Source organism: Polaribacter gangjinensis (assembly GCF_038024125.1).
Lineage (GTDB): Bacteria > Bacteroidota > Bacteroidia > Flavobacteriales > Flavobacteriaceae > Polaribacter > Polaribacter gangjinensis.
Genome location: NZ_CP150662.1, coordinates 2,118,088 through 2,136,048, shown reverse-complemented (window position 1 = coordinate 2,136,048; position 17,961 = coordinate 2,118,088). Strand labels below are relative to the sequence as shown.

General features: G+C 33.8%; 9 protein-coding genes. 3 read left to right on the top strand and 6 right to left on the bottom strand.

Annotation, left to right across the window (positions count from 1 at the left end; translation table 11 throughout):
• From WHA43_RS09560 to WHA43_RS09545, 4 genes are read right to left on the bottom strand one after another with little or no spacing between them, the layout of a single operon-like run.
• Complete coding sequence (locus WHA43_RS09560) at nt 1-3,030, bottom strand: SusC/RagA family TonB-linked outer membrane protein (protein WP_105046829.1); 3,030 nt, start codon at nt 3,028-3,030, stop codon at nt 1-3.
• A gap of 57 nt (nt 3,031-3,087) precedes the next feature.
• Entirely contained in the window at nt 3,088-4,977 is a 1,890-nt protein-coding gene (locus WHA43_RS09555) for an alpha-1,3-galactosidase-related protein (protein WP_146104916.1), read from the bottom strand.
• A 54-nt stretch (nt 4,978-5,031) separates the two neighbouring features.
• Nucleotides 5,032-6,945 (bottom strand): alpha-1,3-galactosidase-related protein, encoded by a 1,914-nt coding sequence (locus WHA43_RS09550; protein WP_105046827.1) that lies wholly within the window; start codon nt 6,943-6,945, stop codon nt 5,032-5,034.
• Between the two features lie 33 nt (nt 6,946-6,978).
• A complete protein-coding gene (locus WHA43_RS09545; protein WP_105046826.1) occupies nt 6,979-8,889 on the bottom strand; it encodes an alpha-1,3-galactosidase-related protein in 1,911 nt (636 codons plus the stop codon).
• 240 nt (nt 8,890-9,129) lie between these two features.
• Here WHA43_RS09545 and WHA43_RS09540 point away from each other — a divergent pair, with 240 nt between their 5' ends.
• From WHA43_RS09540 to WHA43_RS09530, 3 genes are all read left to right on the top strand, one after another.
• Nucleotides 9,130-13,104 carry a hybrid sensor histidine kinase/response regulator transcription factor gene (locus WHA43_RS09540; RefSeq protein WP_105046825.1) on the top strand — a complete coding sequence of 1,325 codons (3,975 nt, stop codon included), beginning with the start codon at nt 9,130-9,132 and terminating at the stop codon, nt 13,102-13,104.
• Nucleotides 13,105-13,123: 19 nt separating this feature from the next.
• Nucleotides 13,124-14,677 (top strand): sulfatase family protein, encoded by a 1,554-nt coding sequence (locus WHA43_RS09535; RefSeq protein WP_105046824.1) that lies wholly within the window; start codon nt 13,124-13,126, stop codon nt 14,675-14,677.
• Nucleotides 14,678-14,766: 89 nt separating this feature from the next.
• Nucleotides 14,767-16,305, top strand: a complete 1,539-nt coding sequence (locus tag WHA43_RS09530; RefSeq protein WP_105046823.1) for a YifB family Mg chelatase-like AAA ATPase — start codon at nt 14,767-14,769, stop codon at nt 16,303-16,305.
• A 13-nt stretch (nt 16,306-16,318) separates the two neighbouring features.
• Here the strand turns inward: WHA43_RS09530 and WHA43_RS09525 are convergent, their stop codons facing one another.
• Complete coding sequence (locus tag WHA43_RS09525) at nt 16,319-17,593, bottom strand: Y-family DNA polymerase (protein ID WP_105046822.1); 1,275 nt, start codon at nt 17,591-17,593, stop codon at nt 16,319-16,321.
• Nucleotides 17,590-17,955 carry a S24 family peptidase gene (locus tag WHA43_RS09520; RefSeq protein ID WP_105046821.1) on the bottom strand — a complete coding sequence of 122 codons (366 nt, stop codon included), beginning with the start codon at nt 17,953-17,955 and terminating at the stop codon, nt 17,590-17,592. Before WHA43_RS09520 ends, WHA43_RS09525 begins: the two co-directional genes overlap by 4 nt.
• Nucleotides 17,956-17,961 lie beyond the last annotated feature (6 nt).

Below are 17,961 nucleotides of genomic sequence, written 5' to 3'. Positions count from 1 at the left end.
TTATAATTTAATAGTTAAACCTAAAGTGATTGTTCTTGCTCTTGGATAAGAGAATCTTTCAAATCCTGGCAACAATTGATTGTTTGAACTTACCTCTGGATCAAATCCAGTGTAGTCTGTAATTGTAAATAAATTATTCGCTGATAAAAACAATGAAATTCCGCTGATCGCACGATTCTGGAATATTTCTTTTGGAACATCATACGAGAAATTTACGGTTTTTAGTCGTAAAAATGATGCATCTTCTACAAAATAACTTGAAGGAACTTGATCAACTCTACCAAAAGCTGGTGCGATATTTGACTGATTTTCTGGTGTCCAAGCATTTTCATAATAATCTCTTGTTATGTTCATAAAAGGCTGCAAACCGTTTGTTCTAAGTTTTGCTGCATTGAATACTTCGTTTCCATAACTCCATTGAAAGAAAAAGGAGAATGTAAAGTTTTTATATGAAAAAGAGTTGTTTAAACCTCCTATATGCAATGGATTTGAATCTCCAATGATAGTTCTATCATTCGCATCATCAATCAAACCATCTCCATTTAAATCCCTGTATTTCATGGTTCCGGGCACAGCGCCTTCTGCATTTCCTTCTTGATGAATGCCGTCAAAAACATATCCATACATGGTTCCAATTGGTTGACCAACAATTACTCTTCCTGGATTGGTAATCCATCCCCCAGGAATTACTGTAGGAATAAATTCAACATTCCCTAAATCCTTTATTTTATTTCTATTGAAACTGATGTTGAAATCGGTTGTCCATCTAAAATTAGACTTACTGATGTTTACAGTACTTAAAGTAAACTCAAAACCTTTATTTTCTATTGCGCCCAAATTTTGCCATTGCGCATTGAATCCAGATTGAGCAGGGACAAGTGCTCTGATCAACATATCAGTAGTTTGCTTGTTATAATAATCTGCAGTAATATGAATTCTATCTTTAAAAAGACCGATATCCAACCCTGCATCAAACTGAGTGGTTGTCTCCCATTTTAACGCTGTATTTTCAAGTGAACTTGGCGCCAATCCAAAATTTAACTGGTCATTACTTGCGTAATACGCGTTTTCCATTCCACCAAAACGTGCCGCTTGAGGTATTCTCTCATTTCCTGTTTGCCCATAACTAGCACGCAATTTTAACTGATTGATTTGAGGGATGTCTTTAATAAACTTTTCTTTATGAGCATTCCATGCAAATGCAGCTCCTGGGAAAAATCCCCATCTGTTTTTTGCTCCAAAACGATCAGAAGCATCTGCTCTAAAATTGGCTGTAAATAAATATTTCCCTTTTAAAGTATAATTGACATTTGAGAAATACGAAATTCTATTAGAAGGAAGTCTCTCAGTACCAAAATCATTAAACACTTGACCAATACCAATATTATTGAATCCTAAAGATTGATTTTCGAAACCTGTAACATCATTGAAAAAGGCTTCATACATATACCTTGCTACCTCTGCACCAGCAAGAGCAAACACGTAGTGCTTTTTATTGATTGTTTTTGAAAATTGAAAGGTATGAGATAAGTTGTAAGAATTTGTTTCTACTTGTCTTATTACTGCTCTACCGTTCCAACGGAAACCAAATAAACTATTCGAACTATGGAATTCTTGTAATTTTGACCCTGTGAAAGTAGTTCCTATTTGAGTTCGCATTTTTAAGTGTTTGGAAAAAGCATATTCACTAAATAGTGAACCAAATGTTCTTGTAAAACGAATTTTCTTTTCAGCTTCATTGATTAAAGACAATGGTGAAATAAAGTTTGTGTTTCCAAACTGATCTTGATCTGACAAATCTGGTAATTCCCAAGGATTAGAAATAACCATAAACTGCACAACTCCATTGAATTCATCTCCACCACCACCACTATTGGCAACACCTGTTAACTCAGTAAAAGCAGAATTCATAGTGAATCCTAATTTTAATTTTTCCGTTTGTTGATGTGTGATTTTAACACTCGCATTGTATTTACGATAATTGTTCTTATCGATAATTCCTTCTTGATCAACCAACCCTAAACTGGCAGCATAGTCTGATTTATCACTTGCTCCTCTTACAGAGATAAAATGATTTTGAGTAGCAGCTGTTCTTAATGCTTCATTTTGCCAATTTCTGCTGCTAATATTTGAAAAATCTCTTGGAGTTCCATCTGCTAAAGTGGTAAAGTCATTGCCAGGATCTCTTAAATTTCTGTAGATCAAATACTCTTCCGGATTGATAACATTTATTCTGTTGGCTGCCTCGGAAAAACCTAGAGAAGTCGTGTACTCTAAATTTAATTTTCCTTTTTTTCCACCTTTTGTGGTAATGATGATCACACCATTCGCACCTCTTGAACCGTAAATTGCGGTAGCAGAGGCGTCTTTCAAAACTTCCATAGATTCGATATCCATTGGATTGATGGTAGCTAAGGGGTCCATTCTTGCTGATGAACCAACACCTGAACTTGCCACTTCACTTTCGTTCACGTCTATTTGAACACCGTCAATGATGAATAATGGAGAACCTGCACTGAAAACGGAATTGGAACCTCGAACATTGAAATTAACCCCAGCTCCTGGTTCACCTGATTGAGATACGATGTTTACACCCGCAATTCTTCCTTGAATAGCATCGAATAAATTGGGAGTTTTTGAAACACCGATCAAACTATCATTGATAGAACTGATAGAACCTGTAATGTCCTCTTTTTTTACAGCACTATATCCTACAATGACAATTTCATTCAATCTACTTGCCTCTTCTTCTAAAACAACATTTAAAGTAGGCTGACCAATGTATTTAAACTCTCTAGTTGTCATTCCTAAATAACTGAATACAATAAAAACATCATCATTTGGAACTGTTAAACTATATTCTCCATCAAAATTAGTAATGGCACCAATACTTGTGCCTTTGATTTGAATTGAAACTCCTGGAAGTGCGTACCCACTGTTGTCTGTTACTTTTCCAGAAATCGATTTTTGGGCATTTGCTAGTTGAAAACTAAATGCACATAGCAGAAAAATTAATAATCTTTTATTCATTGTGTTAAATTTAAATAGTTAAAAGTAGATTTGTTCATTAATTTAAATGGTTAATATTTATTTTTTAGATGATTTTTTACTAAAAGCATCTCCTTTGACAACTTTCACATTCGTTGATTTTTGATCGATTGTTATCGTTGTTTGTTTTCCGTCTATTTTTCGATAGGTGTTTCCTTTTATCAGAACATTGTTACAATTTATAATTTGCACATTCTCTGCATCAGGAAAAATAGGTTTAAAAGTGTCCGTTTGAATAATTTGATTGTTTTCAAAAGTCAAACCATCTACAGACATCGCCACTAAAATGGAGCTATCAAAAGTTTTAATGATGTTATTTCTAATGGTAATATTTTTGCTGTATTTTCCTTCAAAATTTTTCTTGTCCACATATTGTGGGTCAATTAAAAAAATAGCTTGCGCGCCATTTCCTCCATACACACAGTTTTCTATTACATTGTTTTCTATTAGCAAATCATTGCTTGGACTTGATTCATTCCACAAACCCAAATCGCCTGTGATTCTAAAACTTGCCATTTGTGATGACAAATGATTGTTGCGAACCACCACTTTTTTACGAGTTTTCAAAATCATGCTTCGCGCCCTGTTATTGCGAATTACATTGTTTTCAATAACAGCTGTTGGTTGCCAAGAAATATTTTCAATTCCGTCATAAATTTCCACTTTTCCAGTAATTGGTTTGTCAAAAGTGAGGTAGGAGATTTTCTCATTTATTCGTTTCACTTTTTTCAAAATCATGGGCTCACTCGTAATCTGTAGATTTTTTTGATCTAAAATTTGGACCAAATCGCCTTCTTCACCAAATAAAAAACCATTTTGATGTGGATGATAGGTTTCTACAGCTAAGGTATATTCATCGATTATTTTATTCACACGAACATAGGTTCCATGAATGTTTGTACCATCATCCAACATATTTTCGAACGTACAGTTTTTGATGGTGATGTTTCCTTTTACATTGCAAAAATGCGTAGCATCAGCTGTTGAAGTAATCATTCTTCCAGAACCCTTTTTGAGCACCACATTAAAACCATCCAACGTAATATTTTCGGATCTTTCAGCAATCAACCCCATAGAACCAGCATGATGCACATTCACATCTTTGAAGGTTAGATTTTTTGATGTTACAATTCGGACAGCAGGACTTGTTCTGTTTTGCAGATAATCTCCTTTGGAAACAAAAATGGACCCAATTGGAGGTAATTTCTTCATTTCGGCTTTCAATCGTATCAACCCTTTTTTCAATTCTTCTGCTTTCACGCCTCTTTCATGCGTATCATATTGATTTGTATGATACATTGGCGCCATTGTTTTTGGATCCCAAAGAATGCTTTCCGCAATTTCTAAATTGTCATGTTCCCACATGGCAAATCGTTTTCCAAATTTGCGCTCATAAGGAGAGTCTTCTCTTTCTAATGACAAATACAAGCGTTCGAATTCAACCACATAAGGCGTTTTTACTTCGATATCAAAAGTGTTTTTTTCTGAATCATTGGCAACAACCAACCCTTCCAACGTAAATGGAACTTCCCAATCAATGCTTAGATTTGTGATTTTGATATTCGAACTTTTTTCAATGATAAAAGGAATCATCTTGCCATGAAATATGAAATCAGATCCATTTCCATCTACAACAAAATCATGAAAATCGATGAGCGGAAAAGCGGTTCTTTTCAATCCATTGTCGTTATTTACGATTTCACAGAAAAATTCAGGAGCAAAAGTTGGGTAAAAATGATAGGTTCCTTTTGGGAAAATCAAGGTACTGATTCCTTCTTCTTTGCATTTTTCTAAAGCTTTCACAACAATTGGAGTAACGTCTTTAATGCCTTCAATGTTGAAATCTTTCATATTCAATACTTTTTGACCATAACTCGTCATTACTGAAAAAAAGGCTATGAATGCTATGACTATTTTGATAGGTTTCATCAATGATGTTTTTGTATATCGTTTTGTTTTATGAGTTTTTTGCATCGAAAACTGTTACTTTTTAGAGGTTGATTTCATCTTTTTTGAAGCAATACTGAATGCATCTCCTTTATCAATTTTGACATTCGATGATTTTTCATCAATACTAATGGTCACTTCTTTTCCATCAATTTTTTTATAGGTATTTCCTTTAAAAACCACATTAGTACAATTTTCAATACTGATATTTTTTGCATTCGGAAAAATAGGTGCATAGGTATCTGTTTGGAAGATTTGATTGTTTTCAAAAGTCAATCCATCAATAGAAGCAGCCACAAGAATAGAGCTATCAAAAGTTTTGATGATATTATTTCTGATGGTGATATTTTTGCTGTATATCCCTTCCTTATTTTTCTTTTCAGGGTATTGAGGCTCTATAAAGAAAATTGCTTGCGCGCCATTTCCTCCAAAAACTGAATTGTCAATAACATTATTTTCAATCAACAAATCAACAATTGGACCTGATTCATTCCACAATCCTAAATCTCCAGTAATACTGAAAGTCGCCATTTGAGAGGACAATTGATTGTTGCGAACCACCACTTTTCTAGGGGTCGTAATTAAAAAACTTCGAGCTCTGTTATTGCGAACAATATTGTTTTCTATGATTGCAGCTGCATGCCATGAAATATTTTCAACTCCATCATAAATTTCCACTTTTCCTGTAATAGGTTTGTCAAAAGTGATGAAGGAAATTTTTTCGTTCACACGTTTCACTTTTTTCAAAATCAAAGCTTCTGTAGTGTATTGTAAATTTTTTTGACTAACCACTTTTACGGAATCTCCTTCTTCTCCAAACAAATAACCATTTTGATGTGGATGGTAGGTTTCTACAGCCAAGGTATAGTCATCAACTATTTTATTTACACGCAAATAAGTTCCATGAACATTGGTAGCATCATCCAACATATTTTCGAAAATCGAATTTTTGATGACAACAGTGCCTTTTACATTGCAAAAGTGAGTGGCATCAGCAGTGGTCGTTACCATTCTTCCTGAACCTTTTCTCAACACCACATTAAAACCATCCAAGGTAATATCTTCTGACCTTTCTGCAATCAAGCCCATAGCGCCAGCATGGTATACATTGACATTTTTAAATTCTAAATTTTTTGATTTGAAAACGCGAAATGCTGGACTCGTTCTGTTTTGCAAATAATCGCCTTTGGAAACAAATATGGAACCAATTGGGGGTAATTTTTTCATTTTGGCAGAAAGACGAACAACTCCTTTTTTGATTTCTTCCGCTTTTACACCTCTTTCTGGCAAATGATATAATTGAGTGTTATACAATGGCGCCATGGTTTTTGGGTCCCAGAAAATATTTTCAGCAATTTCCAAATTGTAATGTTCCCACATCGCAAATCGTTTTCCATATTTGCGCTCATAAGGAGAATCTTCTCTTTCCAAAGACAAATACAAACGTTCAAATTCAACCACGTAAGGTGTTTTTATCTCAATATCAAAAGTGTTTTTTGTTTCATCATTGGCAACAACCAATCCTTCAAGTGTGAATGGCACTTCCCAATCTATATTGATATTGGTCACTTTTACATTGCTGCTTTCCTCGATGATAAACGGAATTATTTTACCATGATAAATGAAATCAGATCCATTTCCATCCACTACAAAATCACGAAAACCTATTAATGGAAAAGACGTTCTTTTCAATCCGTTATCGTTGTTGGTAATTTCAGAGAAAAATTCAGGAGCAAAAGTTGGGTAAAAATGATACGTCCCTTTGGGAAATACCAACGAGCTGTAGCCTTCTTTTTTACATTTTTCAAGCGCTTCAACAACAATTGGTGTAACATCTTTTACACCTTCAATGTTGAAATCTTTCATGTTCAACACTTTTTGTCCATAACTTCCAAGTACTGCAAATGCTGCTAAAATGGTAATGAATTTTCTGATAGATTTTGTAAACATATTCACTTTGGGTTCTTTTATATTTTCGACTTCTTATTTTTTACTAGTTATTTTCTTAGATGAATTTTTACTAAACGCATCTTTTGTGTCCACTTTTACGTTCGTTGATTTTTCATCAATAAAAACTGTTGCCTCTTTTCCATCCAGTTTTTTATAGGTATTTCCTTTGATGGATACATTATTACAGTTCGTAATATGTAGATTTTCTGCATTTGGAAAAATAGGTTTATAGGCATCAGTTTGGATGATTTGATTGTTTTCAAAAATCAATCCGTCCACAGAAATGGCTACCAAAATGGAGCTATCAAAAGTCTTGATGATATTATTTCTGATGGTAATATTTTTACTGAATTTGCCCTCAATATTTTTCTTGTCAGAATATTCTGGGTCTATTAAAAAAACTGCTTGAACACCTGCACCACCATACACAGAATTTTCAATGACGTTGTTTTCGATTAATAAATCCACATTTGGACCTGATTCATTCCACAAGTTCAAATCTCCCGTAATTCTGAAATTTGCCATTTGTGATGACAAATGATTGTTGCGAACTACTACTTTTCTAGGTGTAGAAATTAGAAAACTTCGCGCTCTGTTATTGCGAACAACATTGTTTTCTATGATTGCGGCTGCGTGCCAAGAAATATTTTCAACTCCATCATAAATGTCCACTTTTCCTGTAATTGGTTTGTCAAAAGTGATGTAGGAAATTTTTTCATTCACACGTTTCACCTTTTTCAAAGCCAAAGATTCAGTGGTATATTGTAAATTTTTTTGACTAACCACTTTTACGGAATCTCCTTCTTCTCCAAATAAATAGCCATTTTGATGCGGATGAAAGGTTTCTACAGCCAAGGTATACGCATCAATAATTTTGTTTACTCGCACATAGGTTCCATGAATATTGGTGGCATCATCCAACATATTTTCGAACGTGCAATTTTTGATAATTACAGTGCCTTTTACATTGCAAAAGTGAGTCGCGTCAGCAGTGGTGGTTACCATTCTTCCAGAACCTTTTTTGAGCACTACATTAAAACCATCCAAGGTAATATTTTCTGATCTTTCTGCAATCAACCCCATAGCTCCTGCATGATGTACATTGACATTTTTAAATTCTAAATCTTTAGATTTAAAAACTCGAAATGCAGGACTTGTTCTGTTTTGTAAGTATTCTCCTTTAGAAACCAACACAGAACCAATTGGAGGTAATTTTTTGATTTTGGTGGAGATTCGAATCAATCCTTTTTTCAACTCTACTGCTTTGTTTCCTTTTTCAGGAATATTGTAAAGTTGGGTATTGTATAAAGGAGCCATCGTTTTGGAATCCCAAAAAATATTTTGACCCACTTCAATATTATAATGTTCCCAAGTTGCAAAACGTTTTCCATATTTACGTTCGTAAGGAGAATCTTCTCTTTCTAAGCATAAATACAAACGCTCGTTTTCAACCATATAAGGCGTTTTTACTTCAATATCAAAAGTGTGTTTTGCTGGATTGTTGGCAACAACCAATCCTTCTAAAGCAAATGGCACTTCCCAATCAATACTTAGATTTGTGATCGTAACATTACTACTTTCCTCAATGATAAACGGAATCATTTTACCATGAAAAATAAAATCAGCTCCATTTCCATCTACGACAAAATCACGAAAACCAATCAATGGAAAGGACGTTCTTTTCAATCCATTATCGTTATTCGTGATTTCGCAATATCTTTCAGGTGCAAAAGTTGGGTAAAAATGATAGGTTCCTTTTGGAAATACTAACGAACTATAGCCTTCTTTTTTACATTTTTCTAACGCTTCCACAACGATTGGAGTAACATCTTTTACACCTTCTATGTTGAAATCTTTTAGATTCAATACTTTTTGTCCATGACTACTTAGTATGGTAAAAAAAGTAAGTGCAAAAAAATATTTAGTTAGAATTTTAAAATGCATTATTAGTATTGATGTTTATTTAAAAATTTGTGAACTAATTAATTTAGCTTCATAATTTATAGATTTATCTTGTGATAAATTCACTCAGCAAACCTATTAAAAGATGCTTTTAACCCTATTTTGATATGTAACAAAGTGTTTTGGAAATGTAACAACCCCCTATTTTTGCCTAATTTGCACCCATACCAATTCATTTTTTTTTAATTACTTTGAAGTATCTTACAGCACTAGCATAAAACCATGAAAAAACAATTGTTGTTTTTATATCTTCTGAGTTTTGTCATTTTATCCGTAAAATCACAACAACTACAATTCAATTCACTGACGGTAAAAGACGGTTTGTCTCAGCATGATGTGAGTAGCATTTTGCAAGATTCTGAGGGTTTTATGTGGATTGGCACCTATGATGGTTTGAATCGATTTGATGGGTATAAAGTAGAGAATTTTTTTCATGACGATACTCCTTCAAGTTTATCCAGCAACCGTATTTTAAGTTTGTTTGAAGATTCGAAAAAACGAATTTGGATTGGTACAGATGGCTATGGTTTGAATTATTATTCCTTAAAAAAAGGGACGATCACAAGAGTACCTGTTCCGAATAATTATGAAATCATCAATCATATCAAACAACTTGCTGATGGAACATTTTTAATCGCTACAACTGTTGGTTTGTTTAAAATTACAGAAAAGGAGAACGAGTTTTCTTATGAAATTATGCAATCTCCACTAACAGGTTTGAACATCAAACAAATCGAAATTTTAAAAAACGGCACCATCCTTTTTGCTACTGATAAAGGAGTTTGGAAAAAACAGCAGGATACATTTTCTTTAATCAAAGGTTCTGATTATTTATTTTTTAGAACCATCCAAGAAACTAAGAAAGGCGAAATTTGGGTTGGAGGCACTAGTGGTTTGTTTCAAATAATTGAGAATACACTCATTTCAAAACAAGAAATCATCAATAGCAATTTATTTTCAATCGTTGAAGGCACCAATAACAATTTATGGGTTGGAACTTTTGATGATGGACTTTTAAGAATCAATCTTACCAATATGACAGTAACAAAAATTGATGCATCCAATGACATAAATCAATTTACACTGTACAACAATCCCTTAAATACTATTTTTAAAGATGCTTCAAACACCTTGTGGGTCTCTAACAAAAACGGACTCTTATACACAAATTTAGATGCCAAAAATTTTAAAAGTTTACCCATCCAAAGAAAAGGACATATCAGAACGCTTTTTGTAAAAGATGAATTGGTCTACTACGGATTTCAAGCAGACAAATTTTACAGCTACTCGTTTGAAACGAATAGCAACGAAATGATCAAATTGCCAGAAAAAGCGAAGCCTATTAAGGTTGATACGTTGCATGGCATTGTTCATTTAGCTACAACCAATGGTTTGTACAGAGAAAAAACAGGTAAAATAAATGAATTTGAATCGGTACCCATTTTCAATGAACCCGAAAAAAATGAAGATCTCATCATCACCAGTTTTTGCAAGGATATGTTTGGAAATCAATACTTTGGAACATTTAAAGGATTGATTTTTAAAACAAAAAACGAAACCGTTTGGATTCAAGAAAAACTAGAAAAATTAGAATTTTTTCGAAATGTACGCGTTTTTTCTTTGAAAGTGGATTACCAAAAAAGATGCGTTTGGGTGGGTACCATTTCAAACGGACTTTTCAAAATAAATCTAGACAAATTAGGAAAAATAATTTCTGTAGAACAGTTTAGTGAGCAAATGACAGGTTCTTATAAAATACCAAATAATTCCGTTTGGTCATTTTTTCAAGCAAAAAATGGGGCATTTTATATAGGAACTGATACGGGTTTGCTGGTAAAAAAATCCAATGAAACTCAGTTTCAACCAATTGTAGCAGACGACGTAAAAAACAAGAAAATAATGGGCATCGTTGAAGATGAATTTTCCAATTTATGGCTGAGCAATTCTCAGGGAATCATTAAATATTCTCCGAAAACGGGTGAATCAAGAAGATACAATTATTTTGATGGTTTGCTTACAAATACTTTTACGGAAGGTGTTGCAAAAAATAGCAAAAACGAATTGTTTTTTAGCAGTATTTCAGGCATAAATTATTTCAAATCTGGTGAATTGCGCAATAATTTATTTTCTTCAAAAATTTCTTTTACAGCGCTTTTGATAAACAATACCAAAGTAGATGTTGATGAAAATTTATTGGGTTCTGTAGTGCTTTCTAACACCATCAATAATGCTACAAATTTAGTATTGAACCATCATCAAAATAATTTTACCATTGAGTTTACAAGCACTAATTATGCCAATGTAAAGGTGAATAAATACCGGTATAAACTGGAAAATTATGACGAAAAATGGACGGTGGTTGACAATGCAAAACGCTTTGCGGGTTATTCAAATATTCCTAGTGGAAACTATACACTTTTAGTAGAAGCCACAAATCCTGATGGACAATGGTCTAAAAAAATCAGAACGCTTGATATCAAAATAAAACCTGCGCCTTGGAATACTTGGTGGGCGTATGCAAGTTACTTCATCATAATTGCTGGCATTGGAGTTACCATTTTTATTTTTTGGTGGAACAGAGAAAAATTAAGAACTCAAATCAAACTTTCAGATTTGAAAAATGAACAAGAAAAAGAAATCAACGAAATGAAATTGATTTTTTTTACAGATGTTGCACACGAATTTAAAACGCCTCTTTCTCTGATTATTGGCCCTTTAAAAGACATTATTAGAGGAGATATTTCCAAAGAACACAAAGAATTTTGTTACAACATTCTATCAAGAAATACCAATCGAATGATGAATTTGGTCAATCAGTTATTGGATTTTAGAAAAGTAAATTCGGGTGTAAATATCTTAAAAGTTTCAAGAAATGACTTATGTGAATTCATCAGAGAGATTTCAAAATCTTTCCATTGGCAAGCAAAAAATAATGAAATCACCTTCAATATCATTTCTCCTGAAAGTTATTTTTGCCATTTTGATAGAGATATAGTTGAAAAAGTCATTTTCAATGTACTTTCAAATGCTTTTAAATATACTCCCAATAAAGGAACTATTGAAATCGAAATAAAACCAACTTGGAGAGAAGAAATCGAATATTTTATTATTTTGATAAAAGATAGTGGCAAAGGAATCTCGCAGTTGGATAAAAAGAAAATTTTTCAAAGGCATTTTCATGGCAAAGACCGTTCATCTTCAGGAATTGGGTTGCATTTGGCATCTACATTGATCAAAGCACACAAAGGAGAAATCAATGTACTCAATAGCTCTTTGGGTGGAACAGAATTTATGATTACGTTGCCTGTTTCGTCAAAATCCTTTTCGGAAGAGGAGTTTTTATCCAAAGATGATATTCCAATCAATCTTCCAGAGGATTATGTTCCGGGCGAAATTCCTGAGATTGTCAATGATGAAGAATCTGTAAAGGAAAAAATATTGGTGGTTGAAGACGATTATGATTTACGGAAATATTTAAAATATATTTTAACGAATGATTATTTGGTTTATGAAGCTGCAAATGGCGAAGAAGGTTTAGAAATTGCGCAGAAAAAAATTCCTGATATCATTATTACAGATGTCATGATGCCTGAAATGAATGGGATTGATATGTGTAAAAAAATCAAGAAAAACACTTTGATTTCACACATCCCTGTGTTGATGTTAACCGCAAAAACCGGAGATGAATTTTATAATAAAGGACTGAAAGTGGGTGCTTGGGATTATATTGCAAAACCTTTTAATAGTCAACAATTGCTTCAAAAAATCACTAATATTGTTGAAACACGCAATAATTTTAGGCAACATTTGGCAAAAGGAACCTCAAATGAAATACAAAATCACTATGTTTCTTATGATCAAAAATTTGTGAAAAATGCGATTGAAATCATTCAGAAAAAAATGGCTGAACCCAATTTTACAGTCGAAGATTTATCTGAAGAATTAGGTTTAAGTAGAATGCAATTGCACAGAAAACTAAAAGCATTAACGGGTCAAAGTGCCACCAAATTTATAAATTCTATGAAAATAGAAAAGGCGGTAAAAATGTTTGATAACGGCTGTGATCGCGTTCAAGAAGCAATGGATTCAGTGGGTATCAATAGTTACGCACACTTTATCAGTTTATTTAAAGATGAAAAAGGAATGACACCAAGTAAATATATTGAAGAATTAAAAAAAGTATCAGAAAAAAAATAATACCAAAACGCAAAATCAAATGAAAAAAATAACAATACTATTCATGACATTATTTTTGATTGCTTGCAACCAATCAAAACAAAAACCCACAAAAGAGACTGAAAATAAGACTTCTAAACCCAATATTGTCATTATTTATTTGGATGATTTAGGCTATGGGGATTTAAGTGCTTATGGTGCAACTGAACTAAAAACACCCAATATTGATGCGCTTGCCAATGGCGGAATTAAATTCACCAATGGCTATGCAACTTCTGCAACTTGTACGCCAAGTAGGTATGGAATGCTCACAGGAATGTATCCTTGGAGAAATAAAAATGCTAAAATTTTACCAGGAACTGCACCTTTGTTAATCAGCACAACACAACAAACCTTACCCAAATTGCTTAAAAATAATGGTTATCAAACAGCTATTGTGGGTAAATGGCATTTGGGTTTAGGAACTGGAGTGGTTGATTGGAACCAACATATTTCTCCTGGACCTAATGAAGTAGGTTTTGATGAGTCTTACATTTTGGCTGCAACTCAAGACAGAGTGCCAACAGTTTATATCAACAATGGAAATGTAGTGGGTTTGGACAAAAACGATCCTATACAAGTTAATTATTTCGAGAATTTTGATGGAGAACCAACTGCCATTTCAAATCCTGAAAAACTTACTATGAAATGGCATCATGGCCACAATAATAGCATCGTAAATGGTATTCCAAGAATTGGTTTTATGAAAGGGGGAGAATCCGCTAAATGGAGTGATACAGATATGGCTGATCATTTTTTAGGAAAAGCCCAAGAATATGTAAAAACACACAAAGACAAACCCTTCTTTTTGTATTATGCCCTGCAACAACCTCATGTGCCTAGAACTCCACATCCAAGATTTGTAGGAACATCAGGAATGGGCCCTAGAGGTGATGTAATTTTAGAAGCTGATTGGATTGTGGGTGAATTTATGAAAACCTTAAAAGAACAGGGCATTTTAGAAAATACCTTAGTGATTTTTTCAAGTGATAATGGCGCGGTTTTAAACGATGGTTATTATGATGATGCTGTTGAAAAAATTGGCAACCATAAACAAAATGGCGTTTTAAGAGGTGGTAAATACAGTATTTTTGAGGCAGGACCAAGAGTGCCTTTCATGACTTATTGGAAAGGAACAATTACTCCTCAAACATCTGATGCTATTGTTTGTCAGATGGATTTATTAGCCTCAATTGCAAAATTAATCGGTACTGAAGAATCAACCACAGATAGTGAAAACATCTTGGATGCTTTTTTAGGAAAATCTAAAAAAGGACGTAATCAATTGATTATTGAAGCTACTGGAAAAACGGCTTTACGAAGTGGTGATTGGTTATACATTCCTGCGTATGAAGGTAAAAACTTCCGTGAAGAAGTTGGAATTGAAGTGGGGAATTTTCCTTTTGAACAATTGTACAATCTAGCTAAAGACAAAAGTCAACAAAACAATTTAGCGAATTCCAATCCCGAAAAAAGAAACGAAATGAAAACTTTGTTCTTAAAATTAAGAGGGAAAGATTATACTACTGGCGTTAAAGAAGTGAAATTTGAATAACTTAAATAAAAATACATTTGTTTTGATAAAATAAGAAACTGTGGTATTTATTCACAATTTTTCAATATTTTTATCGAAAACAAAAAAAGATGCTAGTAAAAGTTTATGGATCAGCCGTTTTTGGTATTGAGGCAACTACCATTACTGTTGAAGTAAATATTGATAAAGGAATTGGATATCATTTAGTTGGTTTGCCAGACAAAGCTGTGAGCGAAAGTTCTTACCGAATTTCAGCAGCTTTAAACAACAATCAATACAATCTTCCAGGAAAAAAAATCATCATCAATATGGCACCTGCTGATATCAGAAAAGAAGGTGCTGCTTATGATTTAACCTTAGCTGTTGGCATTTTAGCAGCTTCTCATCAAATAAAATCAGAAGCGATTGAAGAATATATTATCATGGGCGAATTGTCTTTGGATGGAAGTTTACAACCCATAAAAGGCGCTTTGCCGATTGCAATAAAAGCTAGAGAAGAAGGTTTTAAATATTTTATTTTACCCAAACAAAATGCGAAAGAAGCCGCAATTGTCAATGATATTCAAATTTTAGGTGCAGACACCATTCAAGAAGTCATCAATCATTTTAATGGAGAGCAACTTATTGAACCCACAATTATTGATACAAGAGCCGAATTTTATAAAAATGTTGATTTTCCTGAACATGATTTTGCGGATGTAAAAGGACAAGAATCCATCAAACGTTGTATGGAAATTGCAGCTGCTGGTGGTCATAATATTATTTTGATTGGACCTCCAGGTTCTGGTAAAACCATGTTAGCCAAACGTTTACCCTCTATTCTACCACCAATGACATTGCAAGAAGCGTTAGAAACCACCAAAATTCACTCGGTTGTTGGTAAAGTAAAAAACGCAGGTTTAATGTATCAACGACCTTTTCGAAGTCCACATCACACAATTTCAAACATTGCATTAATTGGGGGTGGAAATAATTTACCTCAACCTGGCGAAATTTCATTATCGCACAATGGTGTCTTATTTTTAGATGAATTACCCGAATTTCAACGTTCAGTTTTGGAAGTAATGCGTCAGCCATTAGAAGATCGTGAAGTTTCTATTTCAAGAGCCAAATTTACAGTGACGTATCCAAGTAGTTTTATGTTGGTTGCAAGTATGAATCCGAGTCCAAGTGGCTATTTCAACGACCCAAATTCGCCCATGACTTCTTCTCCGCATGAAATGCAGCGTTATTTAAGCAAAATTTCTGGGCCATTGTTAGACAGAATTGACATACATATTGAAGTAACTCCTGTGCCTTTTGAAAAATTATCTGATGAACGAAAAGGAGAGTCATCTGTAGAAATTAGAAAACGCGTTACTGCTGCAAGAGAAATTCAATCTGAGCGATTTAAAGAAACAGAAAACTTGCATTACAATGCGCAAATGAATGTTAAACACATTCGCAAATACTGTGAATTATCTGAACAAAGCAAGCAACTCATTAAAACAGCCATGGAAAAACTGAATCTTTCTGCAAGAGCTTACGACCGAATTTTAAAAGTATCTAGAACGATTGCAGATTTGGCAAATTCCGAAAACATAAATCCAGAGCATATTGCAGAAGCCATTCAATATCGCAGTCTGGATAGAGATGGTTGGTTGGGGTGAAATCGTTTGTATTTCAACTCTTCTTTCCAATCGTCAACAATTCATCCCATTGTGTAGTAAATCTGGGACTTCTGTGTTCTTTAACAAGTGCCCACTCTTTTTCACGATTGCCAACAGTTGCCAGTTTTACTTTGTTTTTACCATATTTGCTGTTGATTGCATCCATCACTTTTGATAAATTGACATTTTCTATTTTATGCTCTTGATGAAATAAACTCATTTGCACTTCATTTTCGGGAATCAAGTGATGCAAATGAACGCCCACTTTTTTGTAGCGAAAACCTGGTTTGTAAATCGCTTTTAATCCTTTGATGGCTTCTTTGGTAAGTGTTATGGTATTGTTTGTAGGCGTATCTAAAGTGATAAAAATATTTTTAAAGTATTGATGTTCGCTTTTACTAAAGTGATTCGTTTGTAAAAAAACCTCCAAACAACGAGCTGCAGATCCTTGCTGACGCAATAAATCTGCTACTTCAGCCACATAAAAACTAGTGGCTTCTTCAATCAAATGATAATCTGTTAATTTTTGTCCAAAAGATTTTGCGGTGCCAATTCCTTTTTTGATATCTGGCAATATCGTCATTTCTAAACACGGCTGATTGTTGAGCTCACGCCACAAACGTTCGCCCACAACTGTCATTTCTTTACGCACCCAAGCAACAGAAAGATTTGCAAAATCCAAGGCATTTTTAGCGCCTGTTTTTTCTACACGAATGGCATGCTTTCGTCCAATTCCCCAAACATTTTTCAACGAAGTTATCGTTAATAAATGTGTTCGCTTTTCTTCAGAATCTACTACATAAACGCCCTTATTTTCTGGAAGCTTTTTGGCAAATTTATTCGCGATTTTCGCCAAAGATTTTGTTTTGGCAATGCCCACTCCTACAGGAATTCCGGTGTTTTTAAAAACCGTTTCTTTGATTCTTATAGCAATTTGATGCAACTCATTTTGAGGGTAGTGAGAAACATCAACAAAACTTTCGTCAATACTATATTCTTCTACAATTGGCGAAAATGTGCGTAAGGTTTCCATGACACGTTGAGACATATCAGCATACAACGTATAATTTGATGAAAAACAAGTAACATCATTTGCTTCTAAAATATGTTTGATTTTAAAGACAGGTTCAAACATTGGCATTTGTACTAAAGCTTTTGCTTCTTTATTTGCTGCAATCACACAACCATCATTATTGCTCAAAACAACCACAGGTTTTCCTTGCAAATCAGGTCTAAAAACTTGTTCGCACGAAGCATAAAAACTGTTGCAATCTACCAACGCAATCATAACGTGTGTTTGATGATGTAGGTAATTACACCCCACAATTGGATTTCCTGTTTGGAATCAGAATTAATTCTGATGATATTGAAATTACCATCTTGAATGACCACAGCCAATTGATTGTTTTTAGGTGTAAGCGATTTGTCAATAATCAAAACATCTTTTTCAAAAATGGCGAGTTCACTAAAACTGTTGTCAATAACTCGAACGTAAAAAGTAGCTGAAGGATTGGCAACCAACACATCGTTTAAATCGATTCTTGGTTCAGTATAATGCGTAGCAGGACTAGCAAAGCCTGTCTGAGTTGAACGCACAACTCGAAAGCTTTTTTTTGATTTTTCTACTAATTTTACTTCGCCAAATTCCATGCTTAA

Excerpts from the sequence above, each read along its gene's own strand:
- WHA43_RS09535 (WP_105046824.1), top strand. The coding sequence starts at position 13,124 with ATGAAAAAAATAACAATACTATTCATGACATTATTTTTGATTGCTTGC.
- WHA43_RS09550 (WP_105046827.1), bottom strand. The coding sequence starts at position 6,945 with ATGTTTACAAAATCTATCAGAAAATTCATTACCATTTTAGCAGCATTT.
- WHA43_RS09520 (WP_105046821.1), bottom strand. The coding sequence starts at position 17,955 with ATGGAATTTGGCGAAGTAAAATTAGTAGAAAAATCAAAAAAAAGCTTT.
- WHA43_RS09555 (WP_146104916.1), bottom strand. The coding sequence starts at position 4,977 with ATGAAACCTATCAAAATAGTCATAGCATTCATAGCCTTTTTTTCAGTA.
- WHA43_RS09560 (WP_105046829.1), bottom strand. The coding sequence starts at position 3,030 with ATGAATAAAAGATTATTAATTTTTCTGCTATGTGCATTTAGTTTTCAA.
- WHA43_RS09525 (WP_105046822.1), bottom strand. The coding sequence starts at position 17,593 with ATGATTGCGTTGGTAGATTGCAACAGTTTTTATGCTTCGTGCGAACAA.
- WHA43_RS09530 (WP_105046823.1), top strand. The coding sequence starts at position 14,767 with ATGCTAGTAAAAGTTTATGGATCAGCCGTTTTTGGTATTGAGGCAACT.
- WHA43_RS09540 (WP_105046825.1), top strand. The coding sequence starts at position 9,130 with ATGAAAAAACAATTGTTGTTTTTATATCTTCTGAGTTTTGTCATTTTA.
- WHA43_RS09545 (WP_105046826.1), bottom strand. The coding sequence starts at position 8,889 with ATGCATTTTAAAATTCTAACTAAATATTTTTTTGCACTTACTTTTTTT.